The sequence below is a fragment of the Paenibacillus alba genome, from assembly GCF_013204855.1.
GTDB lineage: Bacteria > Bacillota > Bacilli > Paenibacillales > NBRC-103111 > Paenibacillus_E > Paenibacillus_E alba.
Genome location: NZ_JABMKZ010000012.1, coordinates 58,162 through 72,126, shown reverse-complemented (window position 1 = coordinate 72,126; position 13,965 = coordinate 58,162). Strand labels below are relative to the sequence as shown.

The 13,965-nt window shown below is 50.6% G+C and carries 11 protein-coding genes; 7 read left to right on the top strand and 4 right to left on the bottom strand.

What is annotated here, in order from left to right:
• Positions 1-55: 55 nt before the first annotated feature.
• Both desA and HQN90_RS16775 read right to left on the bottom strand, forming a co-directional pair.
• Complete coding sequence (gene desA / locus HQN90_RS16780; RefSeq protein ID WP_173220717.1) at positions 56-1,099, bottom strand: Delta(5) desaturase DesA; 1,044 nt, start codon at positions 1,097-1,099, stop codon at positions 56-58.
• Positions 1,100-1,327: 228 nt separating this feature from the next.
• Positions 1,328-2,236: a polysaccharide deacetylase family protein gene (locus HQN90_RS16775; RefSeq protein WP_173220715.1), complete on the bottom strand. Its 909-nt coding sequence runs from the start codon at positions 2,234-2,236 to the stop codon at positions 1,328-1,330.
• Between the two features lie 232 nt (positions 2,237-2,468).
• On the opposite strand from HQN90_RS16775, the gene HQN90_RS16770 reads away from it, so the two are divergent.
• The 7 genes from HQN90_RS16770 to HQN90_RS16740 all read left to right on the top strand — a co-directional run bounded on the left by HQN90_RS16770 (position 2,469) and on the right by HQN90_RS16740 (position 10,486).
• Positions 2,469-3,143, top strand: a complete 675-nt coding sequence (locus HQN90_RS16770) for a response regulator transcription factor (protein ID WP_173220713.1) — start codon at positions 2,469-2,471, stop codon at positions 3,141-3,143.
• 3 nt (positions 3,144-3,146) lie between these two features.
• Entirely contained in the window at positions 3,147-4,583 is a 1,437-nt protein-coding gene (locus tag HQN90_RS16765) for a sensor histidine kinase (RefSeq protein ID WP_173220711.1), read from the top strand.
• Positions 4,584-4,626: 43 nt separating this feature from the next.
• Positions 4,627-5,412, top strand: coding sequence for a DUF3919 family protein (locus tag HQN90_RS16760; protein ID WP_173220709.1), 786 nt, complete (start codon positions 4,627-4,629; stop codon positions 5,410-5,412).
• Positions 5,413-5,436: 24 nt separating this feature from the next.
• Entirely contained in the window at positions 5,437-6,471 is a 1,035-nt protein-coding gene (locus HQN90_RS16755; RefSeq protein ID WP_173220707.1) for an ABC transporter substrate-binding protein, read from the top strand.
• Between the two features lie 90 nt (positions 6,472-6,561).
• Positions 6,562-8,220 carry an ABC transporter permease gene (locus HQN90_RS16750; RefSeq protein ID WP_158082204.1) on the top strand — a complete coding sequence of 553 codons (1,659 nt, stop codon included), beginning with the start codon at positions 6,562-6,564 and terminating at the stop codon, positions 8,218-8,220.
• Between the two features lie 93 nt (positions 8,221-8,313).
• On the top strand, positions 8,314-9,390 hold the full coding sequence (locus HQN90_RS16745; RefSeq protein WP_216855345.1) for an ABC transporter ATP-binding protein: 1,077 nt from the start codon (positions 8,314-8,316) through the stop codon (positions 9,388-9,390).
• Positions 9,391-9,472: 82 nt separating this feature from the next.
• Positions 9,473-10,486, top strand: coding sequence for an extracellular solute-binding protein (locus HQN90_RS16740; RefSeq protein WP_173220705.1), 1,014 nt, complete (start codon positions 9,473-9,475; stop codon positions 10,484-10,486).
• Between the two features lie 326 nt (positions 10,487-10,812).
• Here HQN90_RS16740 and HQN90_RS16735 read toward each other — a convergent pair whose 3' ends face one another.
• Positions 10,813-11,940, bottom strand: a complete 1,128-nt coding sequence (locus tag HQN90_RS16735; RefSeq protein WP_173220703.1) for a glycoside hydrolase family 88 protein — start codon at positions 11,938-11,940, stop codon at positions 10,813-10,815.
• Positions 11,941-11,962: 22 nt separating this feature from the next.
• Entirely contained in the window at positions 11,963-13,909 is a 1,947-nt protein-coding gene (locus tag HQN90_RS16730; RefSeq protein ID WP_173220701.1) for a heparinase II/III domain-containing protein, read from the bottom strand.
• Between the last annotated feature and the right edge of the window lie 56 nt (positions 13,910-13,965).

The following is a 13,965-nucleotide window of genomic DNA, read 5'->3' as shown; positions in this document are numbered from 1 at the left end:
GCCAGTCTAAGTAGATTTACCTACTTAAACTGGCAGCACTAGGGCCTCGCCTTATTTATTCCGATACTTTCACTTTCAATACTTCGGCCGCGATGACCCGTTTCGTTCTGAAACGCTTCAAATCCTTGAATTGAATAAACTTCTTCGTTTCCTCGTTCCAGATTCGGAACTTCAAAGATTCTAAGCTGGTAAGCAGCGTAATCGTTTGCACTTTGCGCAGCTCGGCACTTTTGTTATGCACCTTTTCCAGGTAGTAGTTCGGTACACGCGGGCTCAAATGATGAATGTGGTGAAAGCCGATATTCCCTGTAATCCAGTGTAGAACGCGGGGCAGCTTGTAGAACGAACTGCCATGCATTGCGGCTTTCACATAGTCCCATTCGCCTTCGTGCTCATAGTACGTGTCTTCATAGTTATGCTGCACATAGAATAGCCAAATGCCAGCCATGCCTGATACGAAAAACATAGGACCTTGAATCAGAAGGACGGATTGCCAGCCGATTCCCCAACAAAGCAAAGCGATTCCGCCTACGATGCCCAAGTTGGTTATATAGGTGTTAATGCGCTCTTTCTTGCCAGCCCGCTTGCGGTTAAACCGATAATCAATTAAGAAGATGTAGATCGGTCCAACAATAAACATGATCAGCGGATTGCGGTACAACCGGTAATACAGTCTGCGGCCCCATGAAGAAGCCATATATTCGTCAACCGTGAGTGTCCAGATATCGCCCACACCTCTGCGATCCAAATTACCGCTGGATGCGTGATGAACCGAGTGCGTATGGCGCCATTGATGATACGGACAAAACGTTAAAATACCTGTGATGGTCCCGACAATTTCATTTGCAATTTTATTTTTGAAAAAAGATTTGTGGCAGCAATCATGGAAAATAATAAAGATTCGAACCAAAAACCCTGCGGCAACGATATCTAACACGAACGTAAGCCAGATTGAAACCGAAAGACTCAAGAAAGCGAAGTACCACAAGACAAGAAAGGGTACCAGTGTATTGATAATTTGCCACACACTATGCTTCATATGTGGTCTTTCGTAAGGTGCGATGTCAGCTCGCCACCCACCTTTTTCCTCATGCTTCATATTCAGTTAGAACTCCTTCTTTCCGCTTCGTGCCGGATGTGAATTATTGTCACCTGTTGTAGTACGTTGCGAATCAAATAAAGTTCCCTATTGCGAGAAGAAATATTACACCGCTCTACCATCATAAGTTGGAAATGGCTTTTTGTAAAATGCAATATAAGTCATATTTATAAAAAGAAGTGAAAAACCACTGCCGAATCGTGAATGCCTGCTCGTACCAGCCCCTTCTTAACGACTCTTTTGCGCTCGTGCCTTCATTTCGGGAACGGTCACGATATCGAAGTTCTCCTTCTTGAAATAAGCGATAATGCCCGGAAGGGCTTCAATCGTATTGTCCAAGTTTCCTTTTTTGCCTCCGAAGCTGTGCAGCAAAATAATGCCGCCGTCTTTCGTATGCGTTTTAATATTTTGAATAATATCCTTTGATGAAGTGCCCGCCCAATCCCGAGGATCCACGTCCCAACCGACCAATGAGCGTCCAGACTGTTCCACTGCCTTCTTCACGGGTGTGGAAACCGCTCCGTATGGGGCCCTGACCAGAGAGGGGCTTATACCGGTCGTTTTCATGATCCAATCCTCTGTTTTATTCAGTTCCTGCTCAATACGAACGGAGGAGAGCTTGCTTAAATCAGCATGGTCCCATGAATGATTGCCGATAGCATGACCCTCCTCATGAATTCGCTTAAGTACGGATGGAAATTTGCTGACTTGGCCGCCAACGACAAAAAAGGTCGCTTTGACACCATTCTGTTTCAAAATATCCAAAACTTGGGGCGTATACTTACCGTCCGGTCCATCGTCGAATGTGATTGCAACCTGCTTGGGTGCAGCGGTTCCCTTTGTTTGTGAAAGGTTCCCATTCCGTCCCGTTTGGGCTTGAGCAACTGCCGTTTGCTGAGCATGTTCTGCTTCTATCGGCTTTACTTCGATCAAAGAGGCAGCCGGCCCGATAAGAGCTGTATTCGTGGGTGCAGCTTCCTCGTGGGTTTCCTGGATGCTTATGACGGGTGATTTGCTGGGGAACGGGATAACACTTCCCGTCACTGTGAAATTAATGAGAGCCATGCCAACCATGCCGCAAAATGCGCTGCCTATCATCCAATGTTGTTTGCGTTTCGTCAATAGTTGAACTTTCACGACAAAAACCTTCCTCTATGCTCTCTGAGCGGCATTATTTATGTAAAAATAGACGCATGCTGCTTATAAAAAGTTTATTGATTCGACAATATTCGCCCAATTGAGCAGCACTACCGCGTAGGCTCCAATTACTAGTTGCGTAAAGCCCATCCCTTTTGATAGGATATGCAACTAGAAACCCCTCCTCATTGACGAATCTCTTAAGCAAATGCGAACGGAAAGGAATTTTCCTATGAATATCTTAATTATCGAAGACGATTCCAGCATTCAAATGCTGCTCAAATTGAGCCTTGAGGTGGAAGGGTTCCAAGCTGCTGTGGCCGGCACGGTCGCCTCCGGTCTCCACGAGTTGGAATCTCGGCCCATCGACCTGATCTTGTTGGACCTGATGCTGCCGGATCAATCCGGCTTCGAGCTGCTTATGACCTTGCAGCAAACTTACAAGGAAATTCCCGTCATCGTGCTCACGGCCAAAAATGAAATGAACGACAAAATACTTGGTTTTCAGCTCGGAGCGGACGATTACTTGACCAAGCCGTTCGAAACACGGGAGCTGGTCATGCGAATACGCGCTGTCATGCGCCGCATGACGCCGGATTCCGCTGCGCAAGCGATAGACGTTCTTCAGGCCGGCATCATCGAAATGGATCGAAACGAGCGGACGATGAAAGTCGCCGGCAAGCTGATCAAAACGACAAGCAAGGAGTTTGACCTGCTCTGGCTGTTAGCCAAAAATCCCAAGAAAGTATTCACGCGGGAGCACATTCTGGATCAAGTCTGGGGCTTCGAATATTACGGGCAAACCCGGTCCGTCGATATGATGGTGAATCGCTTGCGCGAGAAAATCAAGCCTTACGATCATGTCCTCGCCACGGTTCACGGTATGGGCTACAAGCTGGAGGTTTAAGGGATGAAGCTTCGCAACAAACTATTCATTCAGCATTCCATCACGATCGTCATGCTGCTCGCCGTAATGTATGTGGTCGTCAATTATACATTGAGCAAAAGCATGATTGAGCGGGATACCCAAACCTTGGGCCAGTATTATTCGCTGCATCGCATTGAAGCTTTGAAAATTGTGAACGATAAGAAAATCAGCATTGAACAGCTATTTTCGGGCACCTATGCCCCGCTGATTGCCTCCCACCTCGCGGCGAACAGCAATTTCCAAGTGCAGCTCTTTGACCCCGAGGGCATGATTATTGGGGACAGCGGCAATAAAGAAGATTTGATTAAACGGAGCGATATTGATGCCGCGTTGGCTGGTCAAACCGCATCTGTCATCACCGAAGGGGAAAACAGCAAGCTTCTCATTTATGCCTCTCCCTTCGTCTATGAAGGCAAGATTGTAGGCGGGTTCCGCTACTTGCTTGATCTGAATAAGCACGAAGAAACGCTGTCCGCGATGCGTTCCTGGTTTATTGGCGTCGCTCTGGGCTGCCTGCTCATTGCGCTGCTCGCGAGCTATTCCTTCTCTTTCTTTATTATGCGACCCCTGCATGCTCTGCAGCAGGCACTAAAGCTTGTCGCCATCGGCGATTTCAGCCGCAAAATTGTTGTCCGCAGTCAGGACGAGGTGCGCGAATTGGCCGATGACTTTAACCAAATGTCAGCAGCGCTGCAAGAGCACATCGAGCTGCTTCACTATGAACAAAGCAAGCAAAAAAAGTTTTATGACAATGTGACCCATGAGCTGAAGACACCGCTGACTTCCATCATCGGCTTCTCTGATCTTATCGACAAAATGGAGCGTATGGATGATATTCGAACGTGCAATGTGTATATCCGCAAGGAAAGCACACGACTGCTGCAAATGGTTGAGGACCTGCTGCAATCGTCGCTCAAAGGCGATGAAGCTTGGCTGGTGCAGGTCGAGCGTACCGATCTAGCGGCGATACTGACAGATAGTCTGCGAATTCTTGAGCCTACCCTGCATAAATCCTCGATCATGACCACCTTACAGGTCGAGCCATGCGAGGTGTATGCCGATCCCAAACGCACACAGCAGGTGCTGTTTAATGTTATTGAAAATGCGATCAAGCACAGCGGATGTACGGAGCTTGCGATTCGATTAGAGCAGCAAGAATATCATTGCCTTGTACGCATCACCGATAACGGGAAAGGCATGAACGAACAGGAGACAGCTGCGCTGTTCGTTCCTTCTGAGCAGAAGCTGAACCGCCCCATTTCGACACATTCGCATGGACTTGGTCTGCTGCTTTGCAAGCAATTGATGGAGCTGCAAGGCGGCGATATCACCGTATACAGCCGTGAAGGAAGCGGTACGGAAGTCGTATTAATGTTCCAGGTCGAGTCCCTTCCCCCTCAAGTTTTGTTACAAAATTGATACAAAACGATGATTTTTCTGAGATAAAAGGAGAGTAATCTACATGCAAGAGGAGAAGAAAGGGCTTTCATGGTTGCGCCTCATCTTGTTACAAATCGTTATCGGATGTACGTTGATCGGTATTTTCGCCTATGTGTTCCGCATCGGCGTTGATGAAGTACAGATCGTACCCAAGGAACCGAACAGCCGTGATATGTTTGACGGTGTTCCCATGCGTATGAATGTGACGTATCCAGGGATTGGAACCATCTCGATAGAAGATCCGAAAGAGCTGATTGCGTGGAAAGCATCGTTTAGCCGCATCTTAAGCGGGGGCCAGCCACAAACTCGTGAAAACGCTTCACGATTGCTGTTAACAGGCTCCATTGCTTATCTGGATCAAGAGGATATTCCTTTCCAAATCGGTACCAGCGGCTTTCGTTTCGGCTCCGACTCCGTCAATTCGCTGGACATCAGCGCTGAAATTCGGAAGCTGCAGAACATGCTGATCGACAAGACGCTCACCGCAGATACGGTAAGTGAAGCCATTGCGAACAGGAATCATCAAGTATTCCGCTTGCAAGATGGTCTCCTCACGACATTGTCTGATGCGGACCGGGCTGCTCTTACGAGGCAAATGCATTCCGCTGTCAGGCTGATTGATTTCAGTCATTTTGATTTCATGGCTGAACAACCCAGCGCTCACTTTGTCGTGCAACTTTCCGACAAAGCGGTGAACGGCAAGCATTGGCTGCATGTCGACCGATATGATAACGCTTACTTCATCGTTTTCGATTTGTTGGATGAAACCAACCACAAAGCCTATTTCAAGTTAAGTGATGCCTCCTAACATATCGAGGGGATGGTTGATGAAATGGCTAGAAAAAAAAGCAATAGTTCTTTGATGATCGTGTCGATCATTGTTGTCGTGCTGGTTGCAGGATTCTTCCTGTACAAATCCGGTGTTTTTGGCGGAAAAGCGAAAGGCAAGATTACGGTTTACTCCATTTTCCAAGAAGAAGAAGCTCGTAAAATCTTGGATAAATTCAAAGCAGAAACCGGCATCGACTACGACGTGCTTCGTTTGCCGAGCGGTGAAGCGGTGACTCGTGTGCAAAATGAAATGGGCAAGCCGCAGGCCGACTTCCTGATGGGCGGTCCTGCTGATTCGCATGAGGTGCTGAAAAAAGCTGGCGCACTGGAAAACTACATTTCGCCGAATTCCAAAGACATTCCTGACAACATGAAGGACAAAGAAGGCTTCTGGACAGGGTTTTATTTAAATCCAATCGCTATTGGGATCAATGAGCAGCGTTGGAAAGAGAAATATGCAGCAGCTCCGTATCCGCAAACGTTCCAAGAGCTTCTTGACCCGAAATTCAAAGGCGAAATCGGCATGTCCGACCCGGCTACCTCCGGCACAGCCTACACAGCGGTAGCATCACTAGCCCAGGTTTGGGGCAAAGAGGAGATGCTGAGCTATGTAGCTAAACTGCTGCCGAACCTCAAAGAAAGACCGAAATCAGGCATCGAGCCGATTCAGAAGGCAGCTAAAGGCGAGTACACTATTGGCATCACCTTCTTAGGCGACCAATTAAAAATGAAAAATCAAGGAAATCCGATCGTCAGTATCGTTCCGGAAGCCGCAGGCTACGAAGTAGGCGGACTCGCGATCGTAAAAGGTGGAGCTAACACGGCTGGCGCTAAAAAACTTATGGATTTCATGCTAACGAATGAGCCTGGCCTTCTTTATACCGAATCTGCTTTTGCCAGCTCCGTGAAACCGACCGTACCGATTCCCAAAGGCGGTATCGATATTAAAGCAACCAAATACAACACGACCTACAGCTTGTGGAAAGCTGCCGAACAGCGTAAAGAGCTGCAAGATGCGCTGAAAAACCTCAAATAAAAGTAAGCGATTACAGGGCATTGAAGCACGTCTGTTGTGCCGCCAATGCCCTCCTATACAATGAATTTGGAAGGTGGTCGTGAACCCCTTATGATCATAGAAAAAAAGGGTATGGGTTCGTCGATCGGCAGACTGGTGAAAGATCCATCCTCGCTGATCCTTGTGCTCATCAGTTTTGCAGTTCTCTGTCTCTTCGTCATTTATCCGCTCATTTACGTCATTGCTTTGCCAGGAGCGACAGATTGGACCACTTTTTTCAGTAAAAGCCGCTATGGAACGGCCTTGCTGAACACCGTCGTCAGTTCCTCCCTATCTGCTCTAACGGCTACTGTTTGCGGTTTTATTTATGCTTACTCTATTCATTACAGCAACATCGCAGGGAAGAAATTTTTCCGCTTTATCGCCTTTCTTCCGATTCTGGCCCCTTCTGTCATGACCGGTCTGGCCTTCCTGCTGCTATTCGGCAGAGGCGGAATGGTTTCGCAAACCATGAAAGCTTGGTTCAACGTCGAGCTCGATTTATACGGACTGCCTGGGCTCTGGATCGTGCAAACGATCTCCTATTTCCCGCTTGCTTATATGACAATTACAGGCGTCCTTCGCTCGATTTCACCTAACCTGGAAATTGCAGCACAGAATTTAGGAGCGCGCGGTTTCAAGCTTTTTCGTACCATTACGTTTAAATTAGCACTTCCAGGCGTTATTAACGCCTTCTTGCTGGTTGCTATCAACTGCTTTGCTGACTTCGGAAATCCCAAGCTGATCGGAGGCAATTACTCTCTGTTAGCTGTTGAAATCTACGGAGAAATTATTAATAACGAGCCTGGGCTCGCTTCTGTCATGGGTCTTATTCTGGTCATTCCTGCGCTGCTAGTTTTCGTCATTCAGAGCAAGCTGCTGTCCAAAGGCTCCTACTCCACCATAACAGGGAAGCCGGTTTCCGGACTCAATCGTGTGAAGACATCACGCAAGACCGATATCGTGCTATTTATTTTCAACAGCATCATGGCGCTCTTCATTCTGTCGATGTTCGCTATCACCATCTTGTTCGCTTTCACCAAAAACTTCGGTCGAGACAACACCTTTACGCTGGATCATATATTCAAAATCGTCTTCAACCCATCCAGCCCTGCTGTACTGAACAGTTTGGTTCTATCGCTGATCAGTTCCATTCTGGCTGTTGGCTTCGCCCTCGTGCTGGCCTATGTCGTTGTACGCAAGCCGTTTCCCGGCAAAAAAATATTGGATTTCACCGCCGTTCTGCCCATAGCCTTGCCTGGAACGTTCGTTGGTCTGGCTCTGATCGTCGCTTTCAGCAACGGACCGATTATGCTGCAAGGATCCGCCATTCTCATTATCGTCGCGATGCTGCTGAAGCAGATGCCCGTCGGCTATCGAGGACTTACCGCATCTTTTAAACAGGTCGACAAATCTATTGAAGAGGCTGCTACGAATCTTGGCGCAGACAGCCGGCGCACATTGACAACGATCGTATTTCCGATGCTCCAAAAGACGATTGTCGCGAACTTTGTTTATGCCTTTATGAAAAATATGAACACCCTAAGCACCATCGTCTTTCTCATTACCCCCAAATGGGTGGTCGCAGCGGTATCCATCTTCAACTATGCCGAGACGGGAACCTACTACTGGGCGGCTGCCGTCGCCGTCGGATTAATGGGAACAACCCTAGCCACGCTGGGTGTGATGAAGCTCATCTTCCGTTCAAAGGTTAAAATATTCGATTTCTAATTTAACGTACGTCTAAGACGTCAGTCTTTCTACCGGAAAAGTTCATCTTACGATGCCAGCTTTTCAACCGAAAAGCTTTAAGGAGTGAGGATCATGAGTTCACACATATTATTGGATTTGAAAAATGTGAGTAAGGTGTTTGGCAGCAACCACGTTCTCAAACAGATTGATTTGCAGATTGAACGCGGGAAGTTCATTACCTTCCTAGGGCCAAGCGGGTGCGGCAAAACAACATTGCTGCGCTCGATCGCGGGCTTCTATACCGTTGACGAAGGTGAAATATGGATTGACGGCAAGCTCGTCAACGATCTGCCTCCTTACAAACGCGGAACACCGATGGTGTTTCAGGAGTACGCCCTATTCCCGCACATGACGGTGTTCGATAATGTCGCCTACGGGCTTGATATCCAGAAGCGTCCTGAAGCTGAAGTGCAGGAGCGCGTGAAGACCGCCATGGCGAAAGTGAAATTAACAGGACTTGAGGAGCGCTATCCGCACGAAATGTCCGGAGGCCAGCAGCAGCGGGTTGCTATGGCGCGGGCTCTCGTCATGAACTCACCGATCATCCTGCTGGATGAGCCGCTAAGCAACTTGGATGCCAAGCTGCGTGAAGAAGTGCGCGTAGAGCTGCGAAGCATCCAGCAAGAGCTGGGCCTGACGGTCATCTACGTCACGCATGATCAGCTTGAAGCTTTGTCGATGTCGGATCATATCGTCGTCTTCAACAAAGGGGCGATCGATCAATATGGCACACCGCACGAGATTTATTACAAGCCTCGCACCCCCTATGTGGCGGATTTCATTGGCACGACGAATTTCGTCGATGCGGTCGTAAACGATTCTGCAAACGGGAAAGCTACTGTTGCCTATGGCGTGAAAGGCCGTACGGCCAGTGTGACCCTGGATGAAGCTGTCACGGCTGGCGAGAAGGTGCTGCTCAGCATTCGCCCAGAATCCCTGCGCATTAATGCACCCGATGCGAGCGAGTTCGTCGTAAGCGGCTTCGTGAAATCATCGATGTTCTTGGGCGAGAAGGAGCGGTATTTCATTCTGGACGATAACATGAAAGAATGGATTGTCGATGCTTATGACATCGGTTTGACAAGGTTTCAAGGGAATGTCACGATTAGTGCAGCTGATGATAAAATTCACGTAATTAAGCTCACCTAGCGGGGCTTAAAGCCAAATAGATAGTTGCTGAAAAGGGGAACTTTGGTTTCCTTTTTTGGCTGTTCAGGAGGGATTCAACATCATGTGGAAAAAAGCATTGCTCGTGATTATTGCCGGTGTTGGCGTATTCCTTGGCTTTCTCGTCTTCGGGGAGAAGAAAAATAACCAGCCACTGAAGGTCTATGTCATCTTTCAGGAAGACGCCGGACGCATTCTGCTGGAGACATTCAAAGAACAAACAGGGCAACCGTATGATATCATCCGGATGTCCAGCGGCGAAGCCAGCTATCATCTGCTGTCCCTAGGCAAAACAGGGATTGACGTCGTGCTCGGCGGACCCGCCGATCTTCACGAGCAGCTCAAAAACAAAAATAAATCCCTCCGTTACTCCTCGGCGGCTGCGAACAGCATCCCTGCCAAGTATAAAGACAACGACGGCTACTGGACCGGTATGTACATGGGTGCGCTGGCCATTGGGGTAAACCAGACCGTCTGGCAGCAGGACCCAACGCTGAAGGCTCTGCCGCTTCCCCAGGGGTACGAGGATTTGCTCCGCCCTGAGCTTAAGGGCAAGATCGAGATTCCGGACCCGGAGACCTCGGGTACGGGCTATACGCTTCTCGCTTCGCTCGCCCAGCAGCGTGGTGATCGCGAAGCAGTCAGCCTAATGCAGTCGCTGAAGCAACAAAGCGCCTCCATGACGTTCGCCGGCAACACAAGCGCCCAGCATTTAGCAGAAGGCGAGCTGGCGGCGGCTGTCTCCTTCTTAAGCGACCAGCTGCGGTTCAAAAACTCGGGCTACAACATCAGCTCGCTCATTCCGCCGCAAGCCGGCTGGGAGATCGGCGCTGTCTCGATTCTCAAGGGAGGCAACAACTCGGCAGCAGCCAAAAAGCTCGTCGATTTCATGCTGTCTCGGGAAGTTCAAACGGATTATATGAACACTGCCTTCTCCTTCCCGGTCGCGCCGAATATTCCGGTGAACCCGCTCCTTGCACCCGTGAAGCTGGAGAATCTCCTTGCGACGTACCGCTTCGATCTGGCTGCGGAGCAGCACGAGAAATTACTAGGCCAGTGGCGGGAAGCGTCGAAGTGAGGCTGAGGCTTGCCGCAGGATGAGATGCTAAGCGCTGGGCTCCGATAGGAATACGAAGAACCTCGATTTCCATGATTCGTGGAAATCGAGGTTCTTTAGTGCGTGAAGATCTTGTCCAAGCGGAACTACGTTACGCTATTTGAGGCAAAAGAGAGCTGACGGCGCAGGAAGCGGAACTGGAGTACGCTATTTATTGAAATTAGCACGCTGCGGAGGTGAAAACAGCGAAATAGCGGACTGTAGTTCCACTCCGACGGTTTTTTCGCTATTTTCGGTGATATAGCGGATCTCAGTTCCCATTGGGTGGCGTTAATACTGCAACTACACTACCAGAACAGCTCGCCATGTCCTAGCAGACGGGACAGGCCTTCAACGAAATAGTAATCGCCGTAGATAAGCGGCACATCGATATTCTTGCCTTCCGGATAATGGCTCGTTCCATGAAGAATCAGCCCTTCCTCGGTCTCCGAGTCCCATGCGCCATAGTTCACGTACAGCGAGTGCAAGATTCGCTCGCCAGCTTGGCGATACAGGGCGCTCTCCTGCTCGCTTACCTGATCAGCCAGCAGAAGCAGGCCGCACGCGGCGCAAGAGCCTGCGGAAGAATCGCGATAAGCCGTAATGTCCTCCGGCAAGCGGAAATCCCAGTGCGGCACGCTGTCCTCCGGCAGATTAGCCAGGAAGAAGTGCGCTGCGCGCTTGGCGGCTTGCAAATACCGCTCATCTCCCGTGTGATGATGACTGAGCGCCATGCCGTAGATCGCCCACGCCGTGCCGCGCGACCAAGCGGACTCCGGGGCGAAGCCCTGTCCGCCATTGACTTCAAGCTGCTCGCCGGTGTGCGGATCGAAGATTACGATATGATTGACGGAGCCATCCGGACGGATGAAGTGCTCCAGCACCATATCAGCATGCCGCACAGCGATCTGCTTGTACCGCGGATCGCCGGTCGTGCCCGACGCCCAGTGCAGCAGCGGCAGGTTCATCATGCAGTCGATGATGGCCCAGCCGGCGTTGTCTTCCCCTTCGCGCCAGGGGTTCCAGGCGCGAATGAAGTTCCCCTGCACATTGAACCGTGCAGCCAATAAATTAGCCGCGAGCAAGCCGCGGCGCTTCGAATCCTCCGCGCCCAGCAGCTTGTAGCGCGCAACGCTCGTCAGCGTCCACATGAAGCCGATATCATGGTCCAAGCGGTAATAATCCGCCATGACCTGATCGAGCTGCTGTTCACAGGACTCTGCCAGCAGCTTCAGCTGCTCGTCTTTGGTCTCGCGATACAAGAGCCAAAGCAGCCCTGGCCAGAAGCCCGCCGTCCACCAATATGCAGGCTCCAGCTTATACTCTCCTTGTACACTGGCGTGAGGAAAGCCGTCTCCGATGCGCTTACTTGTTCGCGCTACTTTGGTGACTGTTTTCTGCCAAGCCTCTTGTGCCCAACCGGATTGCCTCTTCATCCTCTTCCACTCCCTATCTGCTTTATTCGAACGCACATATAAACATAGCTGATAATTCCAAGCGTATTTGTCCACTAGGCTTCAATGTGAAATCAATGGCATAGCAAGCTCGTGACTGTCCGTAATGATCATCATGGATGAATGACTCAACCGACCAGTCGAACAAGCTTGAGTCGTAACCAATGAACAACCGCGCCTCCTTGGTTGGCGCGATCACAATCCGTCCATCCTCCGCTTGCTGCGGCAGATGCCAGGAAATGAAGCGCTCCACCAGTGTGGTCGGCGCTTTCGTAAATTCAAAGCGGTCCGATACGACGAGCGTCGGCGGCTCTGTCTTGCGCCAAGTAAAGCGGCGCACCCATTGCCTTACCTTCTCCGTGCCATAGGCGCTGGAGAGCTCCAACGCCAGCGCGTCTTGCGCTTCCGTACTGGTAAACTCAAGCAGCTCCGCTCGATGAGCCGCACCGGCCTGCTGATACTGCCCATCTATGATCGGGACAGAGTGGCCTTGCGAGCCATTGCACAGAATCTCGTATCGCTCTGGGCCAAAATACGCCCGAGTATAGCGCCCGCTGCCGAGATCAGCAAGCAAGGTCTCCCCTTGGGCATAGAGCAGAAAATGTCCAAGATCATTATGATTATGCGGCTCGTTATTGTGGCCGCCCTTGGCTGCAAATACATAAGCGCCTTGCGGCTGAAGCTGCCTCGATATCAGCCACTGCGCATCCGCTAGATAATAGGATGCCGTGTGCCACGGACGGCCGTCTGCCTCCTCACGGGCCCAGAGCAGATTGCGCAGCGCAGGTGCCCACCTGCTGCAATGGTCATCCCTGTAGCCGGCGCGAAGCCCTAGCTCAGGATGCTCCAGCTCGGGGTAAAGCTGCTTCAGATAGCCGCTTAATCCCATGAAGATCCCCGCCTCCCCATGGGAGTCGGAGAAGCTGACAACCTTCCGTCCATCGAGGAAGCACTTCTGTTGGAACAAGGCAATCTGCCGCACCTTGTCGTCTTGGAACCAATCCACGGCACCGCCCGTGCGCCGCTGAATTAAATCGGCGGCATAGGTGAAATAGCCGAAGCCGTACTGCCAGTACATGTACCCTTCGGTGCATGCGCCATCTTCTTCAAAGCCGCTCAAATAAGAGGCGAGCGGCAGGAAGGCCCGCCCCAGCACAGCGGCGAGTTCATCATCATCCTGCAGCGTGTAGATCGCTGCAGCAGCAATCGAGCCTCCGCAGACGGAGGCCCAGTTGTGCGTAGCCGTCTCCCAGCCGCTGGGAGCCTGCGTCACAAATGGCCGCAGTATGCGGCGCAGCACTTCTTCGCGAATGCGCACGCGAAGCAAGTCAGGCAGGGCGTCGCCCAGCAGCACGCTGATTTCACTCAGCGCGAAGGCTGTCTCCGCAGCGAAAAGATCAATCGTGAAAGCCTCTCCCGAAGCATTCGCAAGATTTGCGGCCTGCTGCCCCTCCCCTATAGGCCCGCGCATCTCCGGCCCTTGCAAAATATGCGCAGGTAAACACCACGTATACTCGTCCAGAATGGACCATATCGTATCCAGAAGCGCGTCGAAATAGACGCCATGTTCCGTCTCTAGCCAAGCTAATAAAGCAAATGTCGTTAAGCGGTTCCGACGGCGAAAATACACATGTTCGTATTCAACTCGTGTTCCCTGCTCCGCATATAACCGAAATAAGGTATAGCTAAGCTCAGGCATCGTTTCCTGAAGCAGCTTGACTCCTTCTGTGCGGATCTCCTCCACAAGCTGGCTGCCATGCTGGCCGCTGCGCAAGCGAGCTTTCACTTGATCAGCGCTTTCACCAGCAAACAGCAGCTGGGACTGATCTATTTTCACTGCCCCTAGCGCTGCTTTCAACTCTTCCATGTTCCCTAATGCTACATTCACCGGAATACGACCCACTTTCTTGAATGAAATGTGAAGGCGTTTGCCTTCCGTTCGCGTACGCATGCATTGGTTCATCCGTTAACAAACAGGGAGAACCGAAGTTCTCCCTGTTTGCGCTT

Excerpts from the sequence above, each read along its gene's own strand:
- desA (WP_173220717.1), bottom strand. The coding sequence starts at position 1,099 with ATGAAGCATGAGGAAAAAGGTGGGTGGCGAGCTGACATCGCACCTTAC.
- HQN90_RS16770 (WP_173220713.1), top strand. The coding sequence starts at position 2,469 with ATGAATATCTTAATTATCGAAGACGATTCCAGCATTCAAATGCTGCTC.
- HQN90_RS16765 (WP_173220711.1), top strand. The coding sequence starts at position 3,147 with ATGAAGCTTCGCAACAAACTATTCATTCAGCATTCCATCACGATCGTC.
- HQN90_RS16760 (WP_173220709.1), top strand. The coding sequence starts at position 4,627 with ATGCAAGAGGAGAAGAAAGGGCTTTCATGGTTGCGCCTCATCTTGTTA.
- HQN90_RS16755 (WP_173220707.1), top strand. The coding sequence starts at position 5,437 with ATGGCTAGAAAAAAAAGCAATAGTTCTTTGATGATCGTGTCGATCATT.
- HQN90_RS16750 (WP_158082204.1), top strand. The coding sequence starts at position 6,562 with ATGATCATAGAAAAAAAGGGTATGGGTTCGTCGATCGGCAGACTGGTG.
- HQN90_RS16745 (WP_216855345.1), top strand. The coding sequence starts at position 8,314 with ATGAGTTCACACATATTATTGGATTTGAAAAATGTGAGTAAGGTGTTT.
- HQN90_RS16740 (WP_173220705.1), top strand. The coding sequence starts at position 9,473 with ATGTGGAAAAAAGCATTGCTCGTGATTATTGCCGGTGTTGGCGTATTC.
- HQN90_RS16735 (WP_173220703.1), bottom strand. The coding sequence starts at position 11,940 with ATGAAGAGGCAATCCGGTTGGGCACAAGAGGCTTGGCAGAAAACAGTC.
- HQN90_RS16730 (WP_173220701.1), bottom strand. The coding sequence starts at position 13,909 with ATGCGTACGCGAACGGAAGGCAAACGCCTTCACATTTCATTCAAGAAA.